This window comes from Arthrobacter sp. CMU6 (genome assembly GCF_059090205.1).
Map to the genome: position 1 here is coordinate 1 of NZ_JBNHFL010000008.1, position 23,949 is coordinate 23,949.

Below are 23,949 nucleotides of genomic sequence, written 5' to 3' on the forward strand. Positions count from 1 at the left end.
CAACCAACACCCCCGGAAATAACAGGAACGAAGGCTGCACAAAATTTGAAACCAGCTAAAAACACCAGGCCGCACCACGGGGGTGGGCAGCCCGGCAAATTCAACCAATTTAATAAAAAACCGGTATCAACAAACTTGGCACACTATTGAGTTCTCAAACAACAGACACATTCGAATACTTCCGAAACAATTCCGGTTTCATAAACGGAATTCTTATTTCGCTTTCTTCGCTGCGATGTTTCCAGCTTATTTCATTCATTTTCACTTTGCAAATCCGGGTTAATCACCCGGTATTCACTTCGCGAAATGAATCCGCCCAGCACAATCGGAAGCTTTTCTTCATTCATGCTTTGAGTTGAAGAATTGCTTCTCAGTGGAGGGGGTTTGTCACCGCTCAGCGGCGGCGACTCAGAAGACATTACACGCTCCCCCGCGGCCGTGCAAATCGGCTGCGGAGGAGCGTGCATTTTGCCTGTTCCGGTGCTAGGCGCCTGACACCTGGACGGTGGCCAGGTTCTTCTTGCCCCGGCGGAGCAGCAGGTACTTGCCGTGCAGCAGCTGGGACGCCGGGATCACCGCATCCGGGTCCGTGACTTTGGCGTTGTTGACATAGGCGCCGCCCTCGCCGACCACACGGCGTGCGGCGGACTTGCTCTCCGACAGCCCCGACGCAACAAGCAGGTCGATGATGCCGAGGCCCGTGCCGTCCACGGAAGCGGAGGGCAATTCCGCAGTTGCCGCGGCAAGCGTCTGCTCGTCGAGGACTGACAGGTCGCCGTTGCCGAAAACAGCTGCGGAAGCGGCAATGACTTTTTCGGTGGCTTCGGCACCGTGGACCAGTGCCGTCACCTCGTAGGCGAGCTTCCGCTGGCCCTCGCGGGCGAAGGGACGCTCGGCGACCGACACGGCAATGTCCTCGATCTCGGCCCGGGTGAGGAAGGTGAACACCTTGAGCCGGTCCACCACATCCGCGTCGGCGGTATTCAGCCAGAACTGGTAGAAGGTGTAGGGGCTGACCATGGCGGAATCCAGCCAGATGGCGTTGCCCTCGCTCTTGCCGAATTTGGTGCCGTCAGCGTTGGTGATGAGCGGAGTGCCCAGTGCGTGGACCGTCTTGCCCTCCACCTTGCGGATGAGCTCGGTGCCGCTGGTGAGGTTGCCCCACTGGTCGGATCCGCCGGTCTGCAGGACACAGCCGTAGTCGCGGTAGAGCTGGAGGTAGTCCATGCCCTGCAGGATCTGGTAGCTGAACTCCGTGTAGCTGATGCCTTCCTCGGAGTTGAGGCGTGAGGCCACGGCGTCCTTGCGGAGCATCGTGCCCACGCGGAAGTGCTTGCCGACCTCGCGAAGGAAGTCGATCGCGCTTAGCGGTGCGGTCCAGTCAAGGTTGTTGACCATCCGGGCCGCGTTGGCGCCGTCGAAGCTGAGGAAGCGGCGGACCTGGGCCTGAAGGTAGCCGACCCACTCCGAAACGGTGTCCTTGGTGTTCAGGGTGCGTTCCGCCGTCGGACGCGGATCGCCGATCAGCCCGGTGGAGCCGCCCACGAGGCCCAGGGGCTTGTGGCCGGCCAGCTGGAGCCGCCTCATGAGGAGGAGCTGGACCAGGTTTCCCAGGTGGAGGCTCGGCGCCGTGGGGTCGAATCCGCAGTAATAAGTGACCGGTTCCCCGGCGAGCAGCTTTTCCAGTTCCACCTCGTCGGTGGATACGTGGACAAGGCCGCGCCATTTCAGCTCCTGCCAGATGTTGGCGAAGCTGGGGTCGTTCTGCTGGGATTCGAGGTCGTTTAGTTGTGACACGCCTTCTAAGTTAGCAGGATCAGCGCCGCGCCGGCCCCCGTGAAGGGCAGCAGGCAGGCCGGGCCACGGACGGCCGGGCCTGCCCGGAAACCTTAACGCTCAATGCCCGCCGGAACGTCCGCGGCCGCGATCAGCCGCAGCCGCTGGGTGGGGCGGGTCATGGCGACGTACAGATCGCCCACCCTGCCGTGCTCGTGGTTCAGCATGGCGCTCGGTTCCAGGACCACGACGCCGTCGAACTCAAGCCCCTTGGCCTCCCGCGGGCTGATGACCACCACGTCCTGTTCATAGCTGCCGGCACCCGTGCCCAGCCGGGAGCCGTACTCCGCGCGCAGCGCGGCAGTGGCTTCCCGCAGCAGGTCGCCGTCGGCAATCACGGCGAGCAGGCCGCCGTCGAGCGCCTGGAGCTCATCCGGGAGAACCTCCACCAGCCGGCTCACTATGCCCGACGGCTCCACGCGGTCGATAATCGGCGACCAGCGGCCTTCCCGGACGGCCTTCGGGGCCGATACTACGAGTCCGGCCGCGTTGGCCATCCGCGCCGCCGCTTCGGCGATTTGCGACGGCGTGCGGTAGTTCACCGTAAGCTCCTCCAGCTGCCAGCGGTCGCCGAACATCGGGGCGAGGGCCCCCTGCCAGGACTTCGCGCCGGCCACGGAACTGGTCTGGGCGATATCCCCCACGATCGTGAAGGATTTCAGCGGGCAGCGGCGGACCAGAAGCCGCCACTGCATGGGCGACAGTTCCTGTGCCTCGTCGACGACGATGTGGCCGAACGCCCAGGTGCGGTCGCTGGTGGCTCGCTCGGCGGCCGTCAGGCGGGCCTCGCGTTCCTCGTTCTGTTCAACAAGTTCCTCGGCAGACATGAGGACATCAACGCCTGCCGACTCCATGTTGACCAGGGTCTGCCGGGCGTTGGCCAGCGCGCGGGCGCGGTCCTGCTCCTGCTGGGCGAGTCCGCGGCCGGCCGCGGGATCCAGTTCACCGAGAAGCTCCGCGGCTTCGTCGAGCAGCGGTACGTCGGCCTCGGTCCACGGCGCATCGGGGGCCCGCAGAAGGAGCTCACGTTCCCTGGCGGTGAACCCGGGGGTGCAGGCTTCGAGGAGCGCGGGCTTGCTGAGGAGTTCGCCCACCAGCTTCTCGGGCGTCATGGGCATCCAGCACAGGTTGAGCGCGATGCGCACATCGCGGGCAGACCGCACGTCCTCGGCGAGGTACGAGCGGTCGGCATTGTTGCCGATGTTCCCGGCTTCGACCAGCTCGGTCAGCTGCTCGGTCAGCTCGCGGAGCAGGATCTTGACGAACGTAACACGGGCCTCGTTGTGCGGCTTGCCGGTGGAGCGTGCGCGTTCGCGTGCGCGCCGGACCTGGCGGGGCGTGAGGGTCAGTTTGCGGCCGTCTACTTCCAGGATCCGGTTTTCGGCCGGAATGCGCTGCCGGTTGGCCACGGCATTGGCGATGACCTCGGCCATGTCCAGCCGGCCCTTGATGGCGGCGACGTCCGCCTCCTGCTCCGGCACGGCATTGATGCCCGGCATGAGCCTGCCGAGGCTCGCCATGACCACGCCGGTCTCACCCAGCGACGGCAGGACTCGTTCGATGTATTTCATGAACGACGACGACGGGCCCACCAGCAGCACACCGGCGGACTTGAGCCGGTCGCGGTGGGTATACAGCAGATAGGCGGCGCGGTGCAGTGCGACGGCGGTCTTGCCGGTGCCCGGCCCGCCCTGGACCACAAGGGCGCCGGAGATGGAAGACCGGATAATGCGGTCCTGCTCGGACTGGATGGTGCCCACGATGTCCGACATCCGGCCCGTGCGCTTGGAGTTCAGCGCGGCAAGGAGAGCTCCCTCCCCCTGCAGCGAGTCGGCGTCGGAGAGCATGTCGGCATCCAGGACGTCGTCCTCGATGGCCTTGACCTCGCGGCCCTGCAGGATCAGGTGCCGGCGCCGGCGCACGCCCTGCCGGTCAAAGGCTGTGGCCTGGTAGAAGTGGCCGGCCTCCGGCGCGCGCCAGTCGACCATGAGCCGGACGAGGTCCTCGGTGGTGAGCCCGATGCGGCCGATGTACTGCGCCTCACCGGAATCCAGGTCCAGCCGGCCGAACACCAGGCGGTCGTCGACGGCGTCGAGCTGGGCGAGGCGGTCCTCGTACAGGGCCGCGAACGCGTCGCGTTCAGAGACGTTCTGCATGGTGCCGACTGCTCCCGCACGGCGCACCTGGGCCAGCTGGGCGCGCTTTTCCTCGCGCAATTCATCAAGCCGGGTGTACAGACCGGCTACATAGTCCCGTTCGTGGGCCAAATCGGCGTCGAGCATCGTTCCCCTATCGCAAAAGACAGACCGTCCATTCTATAACCTTTTCGGCTTACGTGGCGGCTGTTGAGCTGCTTAAAGCAGGTTATCTGACAGTGGGACTCCGCCGCTCACCGACAAGCCCGCTGGTCAGGGCGGGGTGGGCCGGAGCGCCACACGCCCAAGGACCGGGATATCAGAGGCGCAGCAGCGACCGCACCCGGTGCCCGGCAAGCGCCGAGCGGCCGCGCAGCTCGCCGAGTTCCATCACCACGCCCACGCCCGAGACGTGAACACCGCAGCGTTCAAACAGGCGGGCGGCTGCCCCGAGGGTGCCGCCGGTGGCGAGGACGTCGTCGAGGATCAGCACCCGGCTGCCGCGGGCCAGGTCGGTGGTGTGGAGTTCCAGGGTGGCGTTGCCGTATTCCAGGGCGTAATCCTCGGCGTAAACCTCCCGCGGCAGCTTCCCGGCCTTGCGCACTGTCACCACACCGGTGCCGGTGGCGTAGGCTGCCGCGGCGGCGAGCAGGAAGCCCCGCGCCTCGACTCCTGCCACGGCGTCGAACTGCCCCTTGAACGGTTCCACGAGCGCGTCAACGACTGCCCGGAACGCTGGGCCGTCGGCGAAGACGGGGGTTAGGTCCTTGAAGGTGATGCCGGGCTTGGGGTAGTCAGGCACGGTCGCGCAGAGGCTGGTGATGAGTTCGTCCACGGGGACGGGCCTGCGGGCAGGGGCTTGTTCGCTGTGGTTCACCCGTCCAGCCTACGCCCGCGGCGGACGCGCTTTCGCAGCCTTGTAACGGGACACGGTGGGGTCGCCCGTGAGCCAGAACCGCCATGGATAGTCGTGCGTGCCGCCATGCCCGGCGACGCCGACCCGCGGCCCCGAGCTGACATGGGCGGCGGGCGACGGCGGCAAAACCAGGCCAAACGGAGGGCCCAGGGCGTCCCGCCCGCTGTCCTCGGTGGTCAGTCCCAGCGCAGTGGCCAGCCGGGCGGGTCCGCTGGCCAGGTCCTTGGTGGCTTTCGACGTCGGCCGCCGAGTCAGGGCCAGTTCCTGGCCCTCGACGATTTCGCCGGCGCGCAGCAGAACGGCCGAGGCGTGGCCGGCCGGGCCGCAGACGATGTTGGCGCAGTAGTGCATGCCATACGTGAAGTAGACGTAGAGGTGGCCGGCCGGACCGAACATGGGGGCGTTCCTGCGGGTTGGGCCGCGGTAGGTGTGGGAACCGGGGTCAGGGTGCAGCGAATCAACGGGACCCATGTAGGCCTCGAGCTCTGTGATCCGGACGGCAACGGAACCTTCCCCGCTGTCATGGGTCAGGACGGCGCCCAGGAGCAGCGGTGCTATTTCCCGGGCATCGCCGGACAGGAACTGCCGCACCGGGCCGCTGGAGGTCATCCCCCGACTTTACCGAAGCGCCTGTTGCCCGTGCCTGATGCACGCCGAAGCCGCCCCACGGCCATGTCCGATTTCCGCTAGCACAGGCTTCTGGCGGCTGGCAGGATGGAGGCATGGACTTCTGGCAGCGCTACCGCGCCATCGACGCGCGGGACACCCGGTTCGACGGGCAGTTCTACACGGCGGTGCGGACCACGGGGATTTACTGCCGGCCCTCATGCCCGGCGAGGACGCCCAAGGCGGAGAATGTCACCTTCTATGAGACCTCCGCCGCCGCCCACGAGGCCGGCTACCGCGCGTGCAAGCGCTGCCTGCCCGAGGCCGTGCCTGGCACTCCGGCCTGGAACCTCCGGTCGGATATTGCCGGCCGTGCCATGCGGCTGATCAACGACGGCGTGATCAACCGCGACGGCGTCGAGGGGCTCGCCTCGAGGCTGGGCTATTCGTCCCGTCAGCTGAACCGCATCCTCAGCCATGAACTCGGCGCCGGTCCCCTGTCCCTGGCCCGGGCCAGCAGGGCCCAGACCGCGCGCACACTGCTGGTGTCCACGGGGATGAAGTTTGCGGACGTCGCCTTCGCTGCCGGGTTCAGCAGCGTCCGCCAGTTCAATGAGACCGTGGCCGAGGTGTTCGACATGACGCCGACGGCCTTGCGCAGCACCGTCCGGCACCATCAATCGGCCCCTGCGAGCACCTCGCTCACGCTGGCCCTGCCCTACAGGGAGCCGTTCGACCCCGGCGTATTCAGTTTCCTCGCCGTCCGCGCCATTCCGGGGATCGAGGCCGGAACCGCAACGTCCTACGCCCGGACACTGAGGCTGCCGCACGGAGACGCGCGGTTCAGCGTGGAATACACTGGCGCAGGCAACGGCACCGAAGAGGGCGGCACAGGATTGGTTCGCAGGGCGGCGAACGACGGCGGGCCGCACCGGCGGCCGCTGGTGCTCACCATCGGCGCCGTGGACCTCCGGGACCTGCCAGCCCTGTTAAGCAGGGTCCGCCGGCTTTTCGACCTCGACGCCGATCCCGTTGCCATCGATGGTGCGCTTGGCGCCGACCCCCGGCTTTCGGCGTCCGTAGCGGCGGCGCCGGGCATCCGCCTGCCGGGTGCCCTGGATCCGCAGGAACTGCTGGTCCGTGCCATGGTCGGGCAGCAGATCACGGTGGCCGCCGCGCGCACGGCCCTCACGCAACTGGCCGAGGCCGGCAGCCCCAGTGCGGCCGCGGGCGACGGGCTTTCCCGGCTGTTCCCGTCGCCGGCGGAGATCGCCGGAGCCGGCGGGGAACTGCTGCGCGGCCCGAGGCGCAGGATAGAGTCGCTGCTGGCGGTAGCCATGGCACTGGCTGAAAACAAGCTGGACCTTGGCTACGGGGACGACCTGGCCAGCCTTTCCGCCAAGCTGCTGCCGCTGCCCGGCGTGGGGCCGTGGACCGTGGGATATGTTGCCATGCGGGTCATCGGCGCGCCTGATGTCTTCCTCGCCAACGACGCCGCGGTGCGCAACGGAATCCGGGCGCTGCCCGGCGGAACTGCCGGAAATGCCGGAAGTGGCACCGCACCGCCGTCGGACTTGCCGGCGCCGGACTTGCCGCCGTCGCATTTCCCGTCCCCGGACTTCCGCGAAGTCAGCCCGTGGCGTTCGTACGCCACCATGCATCTCTGGCGGGCGGCCGCGGCCGCCTCCAGGACGTCCGGGTCCAAAACTTCCACCGCCCTCAGGGCGCCGACAACGAAAGCGACAGCGCAATGAAAGTGACTGTGCAATGAAAGCCCAACTGCTCACCATGACGACGCCGGACGGGCCGTTCACGATCATCGCCCGCGACGGCGTGGTGCTCGCCTCAGGCTGGACGGCGGACCCCAAGGACCTTACGGGCCAGATCCATCCCGAGCTGCTGCCGGACTCCTACGAAGCAGTGGAGCACCTCGGCCCGATATCAGCCGCCGTCGAGTCCTTCTACACCGGCGACCCGGCCCCCGCGATGAGCGTGCCGGTCCTGCAGAAATCAGGCCCGTTCCGCGTCCACGCCTGGGACGTGCTCCGCACCGTCAGGCCGGGGGCGCCGGTCACTTACACCGAATACGCGGAGCTGTCCGGCAACGCCAAGGCAGTCCGGGCCGCCGCCAGCGCCTGTGCCTTCAACGCGGCGGCGCTGTTCGTTCCGTGCCACCGCGTGGTCCGTACGGACGGCACCATGGGCGGCTTCCGCTGGGGCCTGCGGATCAAGGAAAGCCTGCTGGCCCGGGAAAGGCAGGGGCTCGCAGCGGGCTAAGCCGCTGTGCCCTGGGTTAGGGCGCTGCCCTGGGTTAAAGAGAGCTGCCCTGGGTTGGGGCGCTATTTCGCCGGAACCCCGGAAGGCCAGGGCAGCAGTTCCGGCAGGTCCACGCCGTCAGCGGCCGCCGAGGCGCGCAGGCTGCCAAGCGACGGTTCCCGTCCGGCGAGCCAGGCGGCGATGTCGGTTACCATCCCGCTGACCACCGTGGAACGGCCGCCGGCGCCGATCGTCACCGGCGGCAGGCCAAGCGGCTGCAGCACCAGCTTCTGGTCGCCGGGCACGCGCTCGGCCAGGAAGGTGAACAGGTGCTCGCAGAACAGCCTGCTCCAGGTTTCCGGGCCGCGGCCGGTGTTGAGGTCGGCGGCATGGATCACCAGCTCGCGCCAGAGCGCCAGGCCGCCGTCCAGCACCGCTCCCCCGCGATAGGAGATCGGTGCACGCCAGCTGCCGGCGCCGGAACCCGTATCGGAACCAGCATCAGGCTCCAGCGAATCGAAGGCGCGCAGAGCCCGCTCCAGCGCTGCGTCCAGATCGGCGCGGTGCTGTTCCAGGGCATGCCCGGCGCTCATTTCGATAGCCTTCGTGCGGCCGTCATAGCCGCCGTCGTACAGTTCCACCGTCTCCCCGCGCGCGGCATATTCGAGCTGCCGGGCCATCCCGTTGGAAATGCCTGTGATGTGCGCGAGGACATGCCCGCGGGTCCAGCCCGGGAGGGACGAGGGAGCCGGGACGTCAGCCTCGGTGAGTTTGGCCGCCATGGAGGAAACGGCGTCGGCTGCTTTGTGGAGTTCGGCGAGCAAAGTGTCAGGTGTGATCGCGGTCATGCCGCCATGCTATCGGACAGCTTAAGCGCCGCGAGTTGGCACTTCACGGCAGTGTTTGCGAAAAACACTGCCGCGAAACGCCAACTCGGGTGGTTAGCGACTGCTACCCCGCGTACTCGCGGACGCCGTTGAGCTCGCCTTCGAGCGCGGCAAGCTGGCGTTCGACGGCGGCCGGTGCCGTGCCGCCCTGCGAGTTCCGGCTGTTGAGCGAGCCTTCCGTGCTGAGGACGCTGCGGACCTCGGGGGTGAGATGCTCCGAAATGGCTGCATACTCCGCGTCCGTCAGGTCCCACAGCTCCACGCCGCGGCTTTCGGCCTGCTTCACGGCCGCGCCGGACAGTTCGTGCGCCTCGCGGAAGGGCACGCCCTGTCGGACCAACCATTCGGCGATGTCCGTGGCCAGTGCGAAGCCCTGCGGGGCGAGCGATTCCATCCGTTCGGTGTTGAACTTCAGGGTGGCGATCATGCCGGACACGGCCGGGAGCAGCAGCTCCAGCGTGTCGGCGGCGTCGAACACCGGTTCCTTGTCCTCCTGCAGGTCGCGGTTGTACGCGAGCGGCAGTCCCTTGAGCGTGGCCAGCAGGCCGGTAAGGTTGCCAATCAGCCGGCCGGCCTTGCCTCGGGCCAGTTCGGCCACGTCCGGGTTCTTCTTCTGCGGCATGATGGACGATCCCGTGGAGTAGGAATCGTGCAGCGTGACGAAGGAGAACTCCTTGGTGGCCCAGAAGATGACTTCCTCCGAGATCCGGGACAGGTCGACGCCGATCATGGCGGCCACCCAGCCGAACTCGGCAAAGACATCGCGGGCCGCGGTGCCGTCGATCGAGTTGTGGACGGCGGAGAAGAAGCCCAGGTCCGCGGCTACTGCTTCCGGGTCAAGGCCCAGTGATGAGCCGGCGAGGGCACCTGAACCGTACGGCGAAACGCCCGCGCGCTTGTCCCAGTCCTGCAGCCGCTGCACGTCGCGCAGCAGCGCCCAGGCGTGGGCCAGGAGGTGGTGGCTGAGCAGGACAGGCTGCGCGTGCTGCAGGTGCGTACGCCCCGGCATGGCCACGCCGGGGTGGACCTTGGCCTGCTCCACCAGCGCGTCGATCGTGGCGAGCACGCCGCGGGCGATGATCCGGGCGTGGTCGCGCAAGAACATGCGGCCCAGGGTAGCCACCTGGTCGTTGCGGGACCGGCCGGCGCGGAGCTTGCCGCCGAGCTGGGTGCCGGCCCGCTCGATCAGGCCGCGCTCCAGCGAGCCGTGCACGTCCTCGTCAGATTCCGCCGGCAGGTAGGCGCCCGAGGCGACGTCCACATCCAACTGGTCCAGGGCTCCGAGCATGCCTTCGAGCTCGGCGGCATCAAGCAGCCCGGCCTTGTGCAGCACGCGGGCGTGCGCCTTGGAACCGGCGATGTCGTAGCGGGCCAGCCGCCAGTCAAAGTGCGTGGACTTGCTCAGCGCCGCAAGGGCGTCCGCGGGGCCGCCGGCGAACCGGCCGCCCCACAGCGCACCCGTATTTGTCGCTTCGGTCTTCGAGGTTTCGACAGGCTCAACCACCGATTCTTACTTTCCTGCGACGCGGATGTCGCGGCCGGAGGCAACCTTGGCGGACATGCCCCACAGCTCGATGAAGCCGCGGGCCATGGACTGGTCGAACGTGTCGCCTGTGTCGTAGGTGGCGAGCTCGAAGTCATAAAGCGAGGTCTCGGAGCGGCGTCCGTTAACGATCGCCTGGCCGCCGTGCAGCACCATGCGGATGTCGCCGGAGACGTACTTCTGGGTGTCCTCGATGAAGGCGTCCAGGGAACGCTTCAGCGGGGAGAACCACTGGCCGTCGTACACCAGTTCGGCCCAGCGCTGGCCAACGGTGGCCTTGAAGCGGGCCTGCTCGCGCTCGATGGTGATGTCCTCGAGGTGCTTGTGGGCGGTGATGAGCGCCATGGCGCCCGGTGCTTCGTAGATTTCGCGGGACTTGATACCCACGAGGCGGTCCTCGACGACGTCGATGCGGCCCACGCCCTGGGCACCGGCACGGCGGTTCAGTTCCTTGATGGCCTGCAGCGGGGTGATCTTCACGCCGTCGATCGCTACCGGAACGCCTGCTTCGAACGAGATGGTGACCTCGTCCGGTGCCGGCGGGAATTCCGGCGTGGCGGTGTAGTCGTAGATGTCCTTGGTGGGGGCGTTCCAGATGTCCTCGAGGTAGCCGGTTTCGACGGCGCGTCCCCAGACGTTCTGGTCGATCGAGTACGGGTTCTTCTTGGTGGTCTCGATGGGCAGGCCCTTTTCCTCGGCGAAGGCGATGGCCTTGTCGCGGGTCAGCGCGAGGTCGCGGACGGGCGCGATGCACTTCAGGTCCGGTCCGAGGGTCTGGATGCCGACTTCGAAGCGGACCTGGTCGTTGCCCTTGCCGGTGCAGCCGTGGGCCACGGTGGTGGCGCCGAATTCGCGGGCCGCCTTGACCAGGTGCTTGACGATGACCGGGCGGGAGATGGCGGAGACCAGGGGGTAGTGGCCCTGGTAGAGGGCGTTGGCCTTCAGCGTGGGCACGCAGTATTCGTTGGCGAACTCGTCGCTCGCGTCCGCCACGTAGGCCTCGACGGCGCCGCAGCCCAGGGCCCGCTGGCGGATGGTCTCCAGCGATTCGCCGCCCTGTCCGACGTCGACCGCCACGGCGATGACCTCGGCGCCGGTGGCTTCACCGATCCAGCCGATGGCTACGGAAGTATCCAGGCCACCTGAGTAGGCCAGAACAATACGCTCAGTCACGGAATTTGCTCCTTAGTTGTTGTTTCTGTTGTTTGTTTTGTCTTGAAGGTGGCGGCCGCGCTCTACTGGCCGGCTTCCTCGGCGAGCTGCAGGAACCGGGCGGCCAGTTCCGGCCCGCCCAGCGGATCCCGGGCGACGAGCAGCACGGTATCGTCCCCGGCGATGGTGCCCAGGACCGAGGGCATCACGGAATGGTCGATAGCGAGGGCGAGGAAGTTCGCTGCGCCCGGCGGGGTCCGGAGCACCACGAGGTTGGCCGATGCCTCGGCCGTGACCAGGAGTTCCCCGCACAGCCGCGCCAGCCTGGCATCCAGGATTTCCTGGCTGACCCCGCTCTTGGCTGCCCGCTCCCCGCCTTCACCGGGAACGGCGTATACCAGCACGCCTTCCTTGCCCCGGACGCGGACGGCACCAAGCTCCACAAGGTCACGCGACAGCGTGGCCTGGGTGACCTGCACGCCGTCGTCCGCGAGCAATGCCGCCAGCTCGGCCTGGGAACGCACCGATTCGCCGGTCAGGATCGCGGTGATCCGCGCCTGGCGGGCGGTCTTGGTGGCCGGGCTCGCGCCGGGGGCCGCCGGGTTGGTGGACACTAGAACGTGCTCTCCCCGGTGCCCTCAACGGGAGAAAGCCCGTCGACGAATGCCAGCCCGGACCGGTGCATGAGCCAGGCCATGAGCCCCTTCTGCGCGTGCAGCCGGTTTTCGGCCTCGTCCCACACGATCGACTGCGGGCCGTCAATGACGCCGGCCGAGATTTCGTAACCGCGGTAGGCGGGAAGGCAATGCAGCACGACGGCGTCCGCGGCGGCCTGCGCCAGGGCGGCCTCGTCCACGGAGTATTCACGGAACAGCTGCAGCCGTGCTTCCTTTTCGGCTTCCTGGCCCATCGAGACCCAGGTGTCGGTGGCGACGACGTCGGCCCCCTTCAGTGCCTCCGCCGCGTCGGTCGTGATGAGCACGGACCCGCCGGTCTCGGCCGCACGTTCCTGGGCGGCCGCCACGATGCCGGCCGCGGGCAGGTAGCCCTCGGGACCGGCGATGCGGACGTGCATGCCGGCCGTGACGCCGGCCAGCAGGTAGGAGTTGGCCATGTTGTTGGCGGCATCGCCGAGGTAGGCCATGGTGAGGCCCTTGAGTTCGCCCTTGTGCTCCTTGACGGTAAGCAGGTCGGCCAGCAGCTGGCACGGGTGGTAGTCGTCGCACAGGGCGTTGATGACCGGAACCTTGGAGTTCTCAGCCATGGCGACGAGGCCGGAGTGCGCGCCGGTCCGCCACACGATGGTGGAAACCATGCGCTCGAGGACCTTGGCGGTGTCCTCGACGGATTCCTTGTGGCCGATCTGCGCCTCGCCCGGGTTGATGATCAGGGCATTGCCACCCATGTCCGCAACGCCGGTGGCAAAGGAGACCCGGGTCCGGGTGGAGGTCTTGTCGAAGATCACCGCAACGGTCTTGCGGCCGCTGCCTTCGGCGGCGAACGGCTGGACGCTGTACGGCGCCGCCTTCATGCGTCCCGCGAGTTCCAGGACTTCAGCCTGCTCGGCAGGGCTGAGGTCCGTGTCCTTGAGGAAGTGGCGGATGGTGCCGGTGGAAGTCACTGTGCGTCCTTTGCAGTCTTCAGGATGGCCGGAAGGGCGGCCAGGAAACGGTCCGCCTGCTCGGTGGTCAGGATCAGCGGCGGGGCCAGACGGATGGTGCGGGGGCCAGGGCTGTTGATGATGAAGCCGGCGTCCAGGGCAGCGGTCACGGCGGCAGGGGCGACGTCGGCATCCAGGTCGAAGCCGATCAGCAGTCCCTCGCCGCGCACTTCGGTAACGCCGTCGACGGCGGCCAGCGCCTGCCGGACATGCTCACCCACCACGCGGACGTTGTCCAGCACGTGCTGGCTTTCGATGGCGTGCAGCGTGGCCAGAGCCGCAGCGGTGGCCACCGGGTTCCCGCCGAAGGTGCTGCCGTGCTGCCCCGCGGAGAGCAGCGACGACGTCTTCTCCCCAAACGTGACGAGCGCGCCGATCGGGAAACCGCCGCCAAGGCCCTTGGCGAGGGTGACGGCGTCGGGCACGATCCCGGCGTCCTCGCTGGCCAGCCACTTGCCCGTGCGGGCGATGCCGGTCTGCACCTCATCGAGGATCAGCAGGGCACCGGCCTCGGCGGTGACCTCGCGGGCCGCCTTCAGGTAGCCCGCCGGCAGGGGCCGGACACCCGCCTCGCCCTGGATCGGTTCCAGGAAGACGGCCGCCACGGTGTCGTCCACCGCGTTGCGCAGGGCCTCGATGTCCCCGAACGGAATGTGTTCCACGCCGCCGGGCACCGGCTCGAACGGAGTGCGGTAGGCCTCCTTGGCCGTGAGCGCGAGTGCGCCCATGGTCCGGCCGTGGAATGCGCCTTCGAGCGCGATGATCCGGGTGCGGGGCTTGCCGCCTTCGGTGCCGGAGTTCCGGCGGGCCAGCTTGAAGGCGGCCTCGTTGGCCTCGGTGCCGGAGTTGGTGAAGAACACCTTGGAGCCGGCCGGCGCTGCACTGAGCTCCAGGAGCTTCTCGGCCAGGGCGATCTGCGTGGGGCTGGTGAAGAAGTTGGAGACGTGCCCCAGCGTGGCCAGCTGGCTGGAGATCACCGAGGTCACGAACGGGTGGGCGTGGCCCAGCGCGTTAACGGCGATGCCGCCCAGAAGGTCCAGGTACTCCTTGCCGTCCGCGTCCCAGACGAGGCAGCCCGCGCCGCGGACCAGCACCCGCTGGGGGGTGCCGAAGACACCCATCAGCGACGACGAGTAGCGCGCCAGCCAGTCGGCGCCGCTGCTGCTGGGGACGATGGTGGTTGGGGCGACCTCCGCGGCGGCGGCGCCTTCTGCGGAATGGCTCAGTTCAGTGCTGCTCACTATGCGTTCACTTCCTCGTCTGGGACAACCTGCGTGCCAATGCCGGCCGTGGTGAAAGTTTCAAGAAGCATCGAGTGCGGCAGCCGGCCGTCCACAATGTGCGCCCGTTCCACACCCTCGTCGATGGCCTTGAGGCAGGCGGCCATCTTGGGAATCATGCCTGATTCGAGCCGGGGCAGCATGTCCCGCAGTTCGGAGGCCGTCAGGGAAGAAATGAGCGACGATTTGTCCGGCCAGTTCGCGTAGAGGCCCTCCACGTCGGTCAGGATGACCAGCTTCGAGGCGCCCAGCGCGGAGGCCACGGCCGCCGCCGCGGTGTCCGCATTGACGTTCAGGACCTGGCCGGTGGGCTGGAAGCGAGCGGTACCCGCCACCCCTTCACCGGCGTCGGTAATCTCCGGGGCGACCGTGGAGATCACCGGGATCCGGCCGGCGTCGAGAATGTCCACGATGCCCGCCGGGTCCACTCCGACCACCTCGCCCACAAGACCGAGGTCCACCTCCTCGCCGTCAACTACTGTGCCGGTGCGGACGGCGCGCAAGAGCCCGCCATCTTCGCCGGACATGCCGACGGCGTAGGGCCCGTGCGAGTTGATCAGGCCCACCAGTTCACGGCCCACCTGTCCGGTGAGGACCATGCGTACCACGTCCATCGCCTCGGGCGTGGTGACGCGCAGGCCTCCCTTGAATTCCGACTCGATGCCGAGCCTTCCGAGCATCGAGTTGATCTGCGGGCCGCCGCCGTGCACCACCACGGGGTGGATGCCCACGTGGTGGAGGAACACGACGTCCTCGGCGAAGGCGCGGCGCAGATCGTCGTTGACCATGGCGTTGCCGCCGTATTTGATCACCATGGTGGTTCCGGCAAAGCGCTGGATCCACGGCAGGGCTTCGATGAGGGTGCCGGCCTTGTCTTGGGCATCACTCATGGACGTTGACTCGCGGGTCTGGGTGTTCATGCGGCTGGTTCTCCAGGGTTGCTGGCGGATCTAGCTTGAGTAGGCGCTGTTCTCGTGGACGTAGTCGTGCGTGAGGTCGTTGGTCCAGATGGTGGCTTCCGCACCGCCGGCCTGCAGGTCGATCTCCACGAGCACCTCGCGGGGTTCCAGGTCCACGAGCTTGCGGTCCTGGCCGATGCCGCCGTTCTGGCAGATCTGGATCCCGTTCATGGACACGTTGAGCTGGTCCGGTTCGAACACGGCGTCGGTGGTTCCCACGGCGGAGAGCACCCGGCCCCAGTTGGGGTCCTTGCCGAAGATGGCGGCCTTGAAGAGGTTGGAGCGGGCCACGGCGCGGCTGACGGTTTCCGCGTCGCGCTCACTCGCGGCGTTGAAGGTGCGGACGGCGATGTCGTGGCTTGCGCCCTCGGCGTCGCCGATCAGCTTGCGGGCCAGTTCGGCGCAGACCTGGGTGAGGCCCTGGCCGAAGATCCCGTCGGAGGGGACGGCTTTGGAAGCGCCCGAGGCAAGCAGCACCACGGTGTCGTTGGTGGACATGCAGCCGTCAGAGTCCGCGCGGTCAAAGGTGACGCGCGTGGCGTCGCGGAGAGCGAGGTCCAGCAGTTCGGGCTGGACGTCGGCATCGGTGGTGATTACCACCAGCATGGTGGCCAGCCCTGGCGCCAGCATGCCGGCGCCCTTGGCGATGCCGCCGATGGTGAATTCATTGCCCTCGGCGTCGGTGCCGGTGAAGACCGCCTGCTTGGGCACCGTGTCGGTGGTCATGATGGCAGCGGCCGCTTCGGGACCGCCGTCGGCGCTCAGGGCGGCGGCCGCGGCGTCGATGCCGGGAACGATCTTGTCCATGGGCAGCTGCTCACCGATGAGGCCGGTGGAACAGACAAAGACGTCGGTGGCGGACAGGCCCAGCGCCTCGGCCGTCTTCTCCGCCGTGGTGTGCGTGTTCTGGAAGCCCTGCGGTCCGGTGCAGGCGTTGGCGCCGCCGGAGTTGAGGATCACGGCGTCGACGCGGCCGTCCGAGACCACCTGCCGCGACCAGTGGACGGGGGCTGCCGCCACCCGGTTGGAGGTGAAGACCGCGGCTGCCGCCTTGGAAGGTCCGTCGTTGACCACGAGGGCGAGGTCCGGGTTTCCTGAGGCCTTGAGTCCGGCGGTGACACCGGAGGCACGGAATCCCTTGGGAGCGGTAACTGTCACGGGGCAACTCCCTGCAAGTTAAGGCCGGCGGTTTCCGGCAGGCCAAGGGCAATGTTCATGGACTGCACCGCTCCACCGGCGGTGCCTTTCGTCAGGTTGTCGATGGCGCAGGTGACAATGACGCGCCCGACGTGCTGGTCGAACGCCAGCTGCATGGCGGCATGGTTGGAGCCCAGCACGGACTTGGTGGTGGGCCACTGGCCTTCGGGCAGCAGGTGGACGAACGGCTCGTCGTCATACGCCTCGGCCCAGGCATGGCGAAGCTCCTCGGCGCCGACGCCGGGCTTGACCCGTGCAGTGGCGGTGGTGAGGATGCCGCGGCTCATGGGCGCCAGGGTGGGCGTGAAGGAAACCGTCACCGGCTCGCCGGAGGCGTTGGACAGGCCCTGCTCGATTTCCGGCGTGTGCCGGTGGCCGCCGCCCACGCCATAGGGGCTCATGGACCCCATGACCTCCGCGCCGATGAGGTTCACTTTTGCTGCTTTTCCGGCACCGGAGGTCCCGGAGGCGGAGACGATGACGACGTCGTTCCCCTCGAGCAGGCCGCCCGCAAAACCGGGCGTGAGGGCGAGCAGCGCCGACGTCGGATAGCAGCCCGGGACGGCGATCCGGTTGGCGCCCTTGAGTTTCTCGCGCTGGCCCGGCAGCTCAGGCAGGCCGTAAGGCCACGTCCCGGCGTGGTCCGAGCCATAGAACTTTTCCCACGCGGTGGCGTCCTCAAGGCGGTGGTCCGCGCCGGCGTCGATCACCACGGTGCCCTCGGGGAGCTTTGCCGCGATCTCGGCGGACGCCCCGTGCGGGAGTGCGAGGAACACGACGTCGTGCCCGGACAGGTTTTCCACGCTGGTGTCCTCGAGAATCCTGCTCGCCAGGCCATGGAGATGCGGCTGCAGTTCGCCTAGTCTGGAACCGGCGTTGCTGTGTGCCGTGATGGCTCCGATAGTGACGTCCGGATGGCCGGCCAAGAGGCGGAGTACTTCGCCGCCGGCATAGCCGCTGGCGCCGGAAACGGCAACAGAAATAGTCATGTAACCGACTATACAGCAAGAGTATGCATAGGTCCCGATATTTATGCATGACTCCCCCGCGCCCGCCCGGAGATCGCGTGACGCGGCGGGGAGTATGCTTGGTAGAGGGTGATCCTGACCGCGCGCGCCGAATGTCGGCCGCAGCGTCGCCCGTTATTGTTACGAGGCACGCAGTACATGGCCCCCACTATCACTTCCGAGCGCCCCCAACCGCGTATTCGCCAAGCAAGCAGAGTCCAGAAGGCGAACCCTGTAACGCAGAGTTATTCCGATCTGCTCAAGTCCGTGCGTGCAGCCGGACTCCTGGAGCGGCGCCAGGGCTTTTACATCACCGTCTTCGCCACGCTGGCTGTACTCATGGCAGCGGCGTGGTTTGGTTTTGCGCTGATCGGCCAGAGCTGGTTCCAGCTCCTCATCGCCGCGGCGCTCGGCATCCTGTGCACGCAGCTGAGCTTTCTGGCCCATGAGGCGGGCCACCGGCAGATATTCGCCTCCCGGCGGGCCAACGACTGGTCCGCACGGCTACTGGCCACATCCGTCGCCGGCGTCAGCTACTCGTGGTGGGAGCAGAAACACGGGGCACACCACAACCACCCGAACGTCATATCCAAGGACCCCGACATCGCACCCGGCGCCATCGTGTTCCACACCGAAGACGCCGCCAAACGGCAGGGCCGGCTGGCCCGGCTGACGCGAAAGCAGGGCTGGCTGTTCTTCCCGCTGCTGTTCCTTGTGGGCCTCGGCCTGCAGATAGATTCGGTGCGCTTCATCTTCGGGCGCGCCAAGGTCACGCACCGCTGGGTGGAACTTCCGATCCTGCTGACCCGCCTCAGCATCCTTCCTGTGCTGGCGTTTTCATTCCTGCCGCTGGGCATGGCTGCCGCCTTCATCGGCGTGCAGCTCGCTGTCTTTGGCTTCTACATGGGTGCGTCCTTTGCGCCCAACCACAAAGGCATGCCGGTCCTTCCGGCAGACAGCCGCGTTGACTTCCTCAGCCGCCAGGTTCTGACATCACGCAACATTTCCGGCGGCCGGTTTATGGATATCCTGCTCGGCGGCCTGAACCGCCAGGTGGAGCACCACCTCTTCCCCAACATGGCCCGGCCCCACCTCCACAAGGCGACTGCGATTGTGCGCCAGCACTGCGACTCACAGGGGATCCCTTTGACGGAGACCACCCTGGTGGCGTCGTTCGGGATCATCGTCCGGTACCTCAATGATGTGGGGCTCGCTGCGGGACGCCACTTCGAGTGCCCCATGGCCACGGTCACCCGGCGCTACTAGCCTGCCGCCCCGGCTTGGCTCGCCCGGGCACCTTCCCTGGGACGGGTTGTCCCTAGGATGGGGTGAGGAAGGGTGCCGGAGGTCCCGGCCCGGATAAGGAGAGTTTCCATGACGCACGCCATCGTCGCCCGGCAGCCGGGTGGACCGGACGTTCTGGAATTCACGCAGATCGACCGCCCGGTCCCCGGACCAGGCCAGCTGCTGGTGAAAGTAGCGGCAACGGGCGTCAATTTCATTGAAACCTACCAGCGCAGCGGTACCTATAAGGTGCAGTATCCCTTCACGCCGGGATCGGAGGCTGCCGGCGTCGTCGAGGAAGTCGGTGAAGGCGTGGAGGACTACGCCGTCGGAAGCCGCGTGGCAACGGCTGAAGGTGCCGGCTGCTACGCCGGGTACATCGTGCTGGACGCCGCGAAGGCCCTGCCCGTGCCGGACGGCGTGGACGACCAAACAGCCGCGGCACTCCCCCTCCAGGGCATGACGGCCCATTACCTCATCAACTCCTCGTTCCGCGTTGAGCCCGGGCACAACGTGCTGCTGCACGCAGGCTCCGGCGGGGTGGGCCTGCTGCTGATCCAGCTCCTGAAGGCCCGCGGCGCCCGCGTCATCACCACCGTGTCCACGGACGAGAAGGAATCCCTGGCCCGCGGTGCAGGCGCCGACGAGGTGCTGCGCTACGACGGCTTCACCGACGCCGTCCGGGAGCTGACTCACGGTGCCGGCGTGAATGTGGTGTACGACGGCGTCGGGAAGGACACGTTCGACGGCTCGCTTGCCAGCCTGCGCACCAGGGGTTCGCTGGTGCTGTTCGGTGCAGCGTCCGGTCCCGTTCCGCCGGTTGACCCGCAGCGGCTCAATGCCGGCGGCTCACTGACCCTCACGCGCCCGTCGCTCGCCCACTTCCTCGGCAACCCGCAGGAACGGCTCTGGCGCTCCACGGAAATCTTTGGGGCCGCGGCCGATGGCAGCCTCAACGTCCGCATCGGCGCCACCTACCCGCTGGCCGAGGCACGCCGGGCTCACGAAGACCTCGAAGGCCGGCGCACCACGGGCAAGGTCCTGCTGGTCCCGTAGCCTGGCCTGCAGCGGTGCGGTCCTGTGACAATGCGGTGGCAGATTAACTCAGGGGAAACGATGTCATCTTCCGTTCATCTTGCTGAGGGAGAATCCAGCCGTGATTGAGCCGCTCCCGAAGACCCTGGACACGACTGCACCCTCCGCCGCCGGTGGACCGGCGGCGGCAGAGGTGTATCCCGCGCAGCTGCCGGGCGCTGCGGCCGCCCCGCCGGAGCGGAGCCTGGTGGACATCCTCACCGAGACCGCCGCACGTTTCCCGGATGCATCGGCGCTCGACGACGGCCGCCGCTCCCTGAGCTACGCCCAGCTCCTGGCAGAGGTCAAGGCCGAGGGCCGGCGGCTCCACCAGGCGGGCCTGGGAGCGGGAGACAAAATCGGGGTGCGGATTCCCTCGGGCACGAACGAGCTCTACATCACCATTCTTGCCATCCTGCTGATCGGCGCCGCCTACGTGCCCGTGGACGCTGATGATCCGGACGAACGGGCCAAACTGGTGTTCGGTGAGGCACGGGTGGCCGGAATCCTGCGGGCCAACGGCGAGATCGTCACGGACCGCAGGCGGCCCGTCCCCTTCCCGGATCCCCGCCCGGCCGCCCCCGACGACGATGCCTGGGTCATCTTCACGTCCGGTTCTACCGGGACACCCAAGGGCGTGGCGGTGCAGCACCGCTCGTCGGCCGCATTCGTGGACGCGGAAGCCCGCATCTTCCTGCAGGATGATCCGGTGGGGCCGCATGACCGTGTCCTCGCAGGACTTTCGGTCGCCTTCGACGCGTCCTGCGAAGAGATGTGGCTGGCCTGGCGCCATGGCGCCTGCCTCGTGCCCGCCCCGCGGGCACTGGTCCGCACCGGCATGGACCTGGGGCCGTGGCTGATCAATCACGGCATCACGGTGGTCTCCACCGTTCCCACCCTTGCGGCGCTGTGGCCGGCAGAGGCCTTGGAGAACGTCCGGCTGCTGATCTTCGGCGGCGAGGCCTGCCCGCCGGAGCTGGCCGAGCGCCTGGCCGTGGACGGCCGCGAGGTGTGGAACACCTACGGACCCACGGAGGCAACGGTCGTGGCCTGCGCTGCTCCCCTGGGCGGTACCGGCCCGGTCAGGATTGGGCTTCCGCTGGACGGCTGGGACCTGGCCGTGGTCGACTCCGACGGCGTCCCGGTGGCCGAGGGCGAGGTCGGCGAGCTCATCATCGGCGGCGTCGGGCTGGCCCGCTACCTCGATCCGCTGAAGGATGCAGAGAAATATGCCCCCATGCCCTCGCTGGGGTGGGGGCGCGCCTACCGCTCCGGCGACCTGGTCCGTTTCGAGCGCGCCGGACTGATCTTCATGGGACGCGCCGACGAACAGGTCAAGCTTGGCGGCCGCCGGATCGAACTCGGCGAGATCGACGCTGCCCTGCAGTCGCTCCCGGGCGTTGCGGGGGCGGCCGCTGCAGTTCGCACGACGGCGGCCGGCAACCAGGTGCTCGTGGGCTACCTGGCTCCCGCCGGCGGGTCGGACTCCGCACCGGACCATGCCCCACTCGACCGCCCTTCCCTCGACCTGGCCGCGTACCGTGAACTGCTGTCCGCCACGCTGCCCGCTCCGCTCATCCCGATGCTGACCGTCGTCGACACACTGCCCACCAAGACCAGCGGGAAAGTCGACCGGCATGCGCTGCCATGGCCCCTGCAGGGTGCCGGCGCGGCCACCGCGGACGCCGCGCCGCTGAACCTGCCCGAGGATGCCCAGTGGATCGTTGACCAGTGGCAGGCTGTCCTGGGCAGCACTGTCGCCGGCCTCGATGCGGACTTCTTTGCCCACGGCGGCGGCTCGCTGGCCGCGGCCCAACTCGTCTCCGCGCTCCGGGTCCGCTACCCCACCATCACCGTGGCCGACATCTACGCCACCCCGCGCATCGGCGCGCTGATTGAGACAGCCCGCCAGTCCCTGCCGGGCGGTGTCTCCGCCGTCCCGGCCCCGGAACGGCCGGTTCGCCCCACGGCGCTGAAGTCGCAGGTGTTCCAGACGCTCATGGGCATACCGCTGCACATTCTGGCGGGCATGCGCTGGCTGACCTATCTGATGGCCGCCAACAACGTCCTGTTCATGTTTGCCGGGTTTACAGCGGCACCCACCGTATCGTGGTGGTGGGTGGCCGCGTCCTGGCTGGTCTTCGTCAGCCCGCCCGGACGGATGGTCATCTCCGTGGCCGCCGCCCGCCTCCTGCTTCGCAACGTGCAGCCGGGGACCTACCCGCGCGCCGGTAGGGTGCACCTGCGGCTTTGGCTGGCCGAACAGATCCAGGACCTTGCCGGTGCCGTCAGCCTCGCCAGCGCACCTTGGGTGCCTTATTACGCCAGGGCTCTGGGCGCCAAGATCGGAAGCAACATCCATCTGCACTCCCTTCCCCCGGTGACCGGCTTCCTCACCTTGGGCCGCGGCTGCAACATCGAACCCGAGGTGGATCTGTCCGGCTGGTGGATCGACGGTGACATCGTCCGCATCGGCCACGTCCACGTCGGGGCGGAAGCCACCGTGGGAGCCCGGAGCACCCTGATGCCCGGGGCCAGCATTGGCGCCCGCGGCAGGGTGGAACCGGGCTCGGCCGTGCTGGGCAAGGTCAAGGCCGGCCAGGTGGTGGCAGGCTCACCGGCGGAACGGCGGGGCAAGGCGAAGCAGGACTGGCCCGCCGGCCAGCCGGTCGGTTCCCTGCTGGGGCGCCTCTGGTTCACGGCCTTTGCTGCCGCGTCCGCTGTCCTCGCCCTGATTCCCTACGCTTCGGCCGTGGCCGCGGCCCTGGTGGTCTTCCTGTTCATCCGGGGCAACGACTCGCTGCTCAGTGCCTGGCCGCAGGTGCTGGCATCGATTCCGCTCGCCGCTTTGACTTGGTTCCTCACCAATCTGCTGCTGATCCTCGTCACCACCAGGCTGCTGGGCCTCGGCCTGAAGGAGGGCTACTACCGGGTCCGCAGCCGCGTCGGCTGGCAGGTCTGGGCCACTGAGCGGGTGCTGGACATGGCGCGGGACCTCCTGTTCCCGATATACGCGAGCCTCTTCACGCCGGTCTGGCTGAGGCTGCTGGGGGCGAAGGTCGGCAAGAACGTCGAGGCCTCCACCGTCCTGCTGCTGCCGCGCATGACCACTGTCGGCGAAGGTGCTTTCCTCGCCGACGACACCATGGTGGCTTCGTACGAGCTCGGCGGAGGATGGATGCGGATTGCGCCCGCGAAAATCGGAAAGCGCTCGTTCCTTGGCAACTCCGGGATGACCGCGGCCGGGCGCAGCGTGCCAAAGAACTCCCTGGTCGCGGTCCTCTCAGCGACGCCGGGCAAGGCCAAGTCAGGCACGTCCTGGCTGGGCAGCCCTCCGGTCAGGCTGCGGCGCACGGCGGTGGCATCGGACAGCACCCGCACCTTCCAGCCCCCGGCCAGGCTCAAGGTGGCCAGGAGCCTCTGGGAACTGTGCCGGTTCGTGCCGGTGGCCCTGACGGTGGGCCTGGCCCTTGGCGTGCTGCTCGTCTTCGACTGGCTCGCCACCGCCCTCGGCTACGGTGCGGCAGCAGCACTCGGAGGCGTGGTCCTCCTGCTCGCGGGCGGCGTGGCGGCGGCCTGCTCCGTTGCGGCCAAGTGGTTGCTCGTGGGCAGGATCAAATCCGGCGAACACCCATTGTGGAGCTCCTTCATCTGGCGCAACGAGGTGGTGGACACCTTCATCGAAATGGTGAGCGCCCCGTGGTTCGCCCGGTCCGCCAGCGGTACCCCGGCCCTCGTCTGGTGGCTGCGTGCCCTCGGTGCCAAAATCGGCCGGGGTACATGGTGTGAAAGTTACTGGCTTCCCGAGGCGGACCTCGTGACCCTCGGCGCCAGCTCCACGGTCAACCGCGGCTGCGTTGTCCAGACCCACCTCTTCCACGACCGCATCATGAGCATCGACACTGTTAGTCTCGAAGACGGGGCGACGATGGGCCCGCACGGCGTGATTCTGCCGCAGGCGAGGATTGGCAGGGGCGGGACCGTTGGTCCGGCGTCCCTGGTGATGCGCGGCGAGACCGTTCCGGCCGGGACGTACTGGATGGGCAATCCGGTCAGCCCGTGGACCGGGCCCGCCGTGCCCGCGCCCCGACTAAAATGAGGGCCGCCTGGCAATGAACAACACCGCCGGCGGCGGCCCCACCACAGCTAAGGAAGTC

At 67.8% G+C, this 23,949-nt stretch carries 19 protein-coding genes; 5 read left to right on the forward strand and 14 right to left on the reverse strand.

The genetic code is table 11. The features are described from left to right. Nucleotides 1–251: 251 nt before the first annotated feature. The 5 genes from AC5RWD_RS07120 to AC5RWD_RS07140 form a co-directional block, all read right to left on the reverse strand. A complete protein-coding gene (locus AC5RWD_RS07120; RefSeq protein ID WP_494019351.1) occupies nucleotides 252–419 on the reverse strand; it encodes a hypothetical protein in 168 nt (55 codons plus the stop codon). A 64-nt stretch (nucleotides 420–483) separates the two neighbouring features. After that, a complete protein-coding gene (tyrS, locus tag AC5RWD_RS07125) occupies nucleotides 484–1,797 on the reverse strand; it encodes a tyrosine--tRNA ligase (RefSeq protein WP_494019352.1) in 1,314 nt (437 codons plus the stop codon). A gap of 92 nt (nucleotides 1,798–1,889) precedes the next feature. Then, complete coding sequence (locus AC5RWD_RS07130; RefSeq protein ID WP_494019353.1) at nucleotides 1,890–4,118, reverse strand: HelD family protein; 2,229 nt, start codon at nucleotides 4,116–4,118, stop codon at nucleotides 1,890–1,892. 172 nt (nucleotides 4,119–4,290) lie between these two features. Beyond that, nucleotides 4,291–4,848: an adenine phosphoribosyltransferase gene (locus AC5RWD_RS07135; RefSeq protein WP_190605529.1), complete on the reverse strand. Its 558-nt coding sequence runs from the start codon at nucleotides 4,846–4,848 to the stop codon at nucleotides 4,291–4,293. A gap of 9 nt (nucleotides 4,849–4,857) precedes the next feature. Beyond that, on the reverse strand, nucleotides 4,858–5,496 hold the full coding sequence (locus AC5RWD_RS07140; protein WP_494019354.1) for a DNA-3-methyladenine glycosylase: 639 nt from the start codon (nucleotides 5,494–5,496) through the stop codon (nucleotides 4,858–4,860). Between the two features lie 113 nt (nucleotides 5,497–5,609). Between AC5RWD_RS07140 and AC5RWD_RS07145 the strand changes: the two genes are divergently transcribed. Together AC5RWD_RS07145 and AC5RWD_RS07150 are read left to right on the forward strand one after the other, a co-directional pair. Beyond that, complete coding sequence (locus AC5RWD_RS07145; RefSeq protein ID WP_494019355.1) at nucleotides 5,610–7,247, forward strand: DNA-3-methyladenine glycosylase 2 family protein; 1,638 nt, start codon at nucleotides 5,610–5,612, stop codon at nucleotides 7,245–7,247. A 13-nt stretch (nucleotides 7,248–7,260) separates the two neighbouring features. Continuing rightward, entirely contained in the window at nucleotides 7,261–7,770 is a 510-nt protein-coding gene (locus AC5RWD_RS07150) for a methylated-DNA--[protein]-cysteine S-methyltransferase (RefSeq protein WP_494019356.1), read from the forward strand. Nucleotides 7,771–7,832: 62 nt separating this feature from the next. Here AC5RWD_RS07150 and AC5RWD_RS07155 read toward each other — a convergent pair whose 3' ends face one another. The 9 genes from AC5RWD_RS07155 to argC form a co-directional block, all read right to left on the reverse strand. After that, nucleotides 7,833–8,597, reverse strand: coding sequence for a maleylpyruvate isomerase family mycothiol-dependent enzyme (locus tag AC5RWD_RS07155; protein WP_494019357.1), 765 nt, complete (start codon nucleotides 8,595–8,597; stop codon nucleotides 7,833–7,835). Between the two features lie 103 nt (nucleotides 8,598–8,700). Continuing rightward, the gene (argH, locus tag AC5RWD_RS07160; RefSeq protein WP_494019358.1) at nucleotides 8,701–10,140 is read right to left on the reverse strand and encodes an argininosuccinate lyase; all 1,440 of its coding nucleotides are present in this window, start codon (nucleotides 10,138–10,140) and stop codon (nucleotides 8,701–8,703) included. A 6-nt stretch (nucleotides 10,141–10,146) separates the two neighbouring features. Further along, nucleotides 10,147–11,352 (reverse strand): argininosuccinate synthase, encoded by a 1,206-nt coding sequence (locus tag AC5RWD_RS07165; protein WP_494019359.1) that lies wholly within the window; start codon nucleotides 11,350–11,352, stop codon nucleotides 10,147–10,149. A gap of 62 nt (nucleotides 11,353–11,414) precedes the next feature. After that, entirely contained in the window at nucleotides 11,415–11,945 is a 531-nt protein-coding gene (locus AC5RWD_RS07170; RefSeq protein ID WP_494019360.1) for an arginine repressor, read from the reverse strand. Then, nucleotides 11,945–12,952: an ornithine carbamoyltransferase gene (gene argF / locus AC5RWD_RS07175; protein WP_494019361.1), complete on the reverse strand. Its 1,008-nt coding sequence runs from the start codon at nucleotides 12,950–12,952 to the stop codon at nucleotides 11,945–11,947. Before argF ends, AC5RWD_RS07170 begins: the two co-directional genes overlap by 1 nt. Then, nucleotides 12,949–14,166 carry an acetylornithine transaminase gene (locus AC5RWD_RS07180; protein WP_494019489.1) on the reverse strand — a complete coding sequence of 406 codons (1,218 nt, stop codon included), beginning with the start codon at nucleotides 14,164–14,166 and terminating at the stop codon, nucleotides 12,949–12,951. The genes argF and AC5RWD_RS07180 overlap by 4 nt, the downstream gene beginning before the upstream one ends. Before the next feature lie 65 nt (nucleotides 14,167–14,231). Next, nucleotides 14,232–15,191, reverse strand: a complete 960-nt coding sequence (gene argB / locus AC5RWD_RS07185) for an acetylglutamate kinase (protein WP_494019362.1) — start codon at nucleotides 15,189–15,191, stop codon at nucleotides 14,232–14,234. A gap of 30 nt (nucleotides 15,192–15,221) precedes the next feature. Beyond that, complete coding sequence (argJ, locus tag AC5RWD_RS07190; protein ID WP_494019363.1) at nucleotides 15,222–16,388, reverse strand: bifunctional glutamate N-acetyltransferase/amino-acid acetyltransferase ArgJ; 1,167 nt, start codon at nucleotides 16,386–16,388, stop codon at nucleotides 15,222–15,224. Beyond that, the gene (argC, locus tag AC5RWD_RS07195; protein ID WP_494019364.1) at nucleotides 16,385–17,416 is read right to left on the reverse strand and encodes an N-acetyl-gamma-glutamyl-phosphate reductase; all 1,032 of its coding nucleotides are present in this window, start codon (nucleotides 17,414–17,416) and stop codon (nucleotides 16,385–16,387) included. The genes argJ and argC overlap by 4 nt, the downstream gene beginning before the upstream one ends. 177 nt (nucleotides 17,417–17,593) lie before the next feature. Here argC and AC5RWD_RS07200 point away from each other — a divergent pair, with 177 nt between their 5' ends. From AC5RWD_RS07200 to AC5RWD_RS07210, 3 genes are all read left to right on the forward strand, one after another. After that, nucleotides 17,594–18,700 (forward strand): fatty acid desaturase family protein, encoded by a 1,107-nt coding sequence (locus tag AC5RWD_RS07200; protein WP_494019365.1) that lies wholly within the window; start codon nucleotides 17,594–17,596, stop codon nucleotides 18,698–18,700. 108 nt (nucleotides 18,701–18,808) lie between these two features. After that, nucleotides 18,809–19,774: a quinone oxidoreductase family protein gene (locus AC5RWD_RS07205; RefSeq protein WP_494019366.1), complete on the forward strand. Its 966-nt coding sequence runs from the start codon at nucleotides 18,809–18,811 to the stop codon at nucleotides 19,772–19,774. Between the two features lie 124 nt (nucleotides 19,775–19,898). Continuing rightward, nucleotides 19,899–23,891, forward strand: coding sequence for a Pls/PosA family non-ribosomal peptide synthetase (locus AC5RWD_RS07210; RefSeq protein ID WP_494019490.1), 3,993 nt, complete (start codon nucleotides 19,899–19,901; stop codon nucleotides 23,889–23,891). The last annotated feature ends 58 nt before the right edge of the window (nucleotides 23,892–23,949 follow it).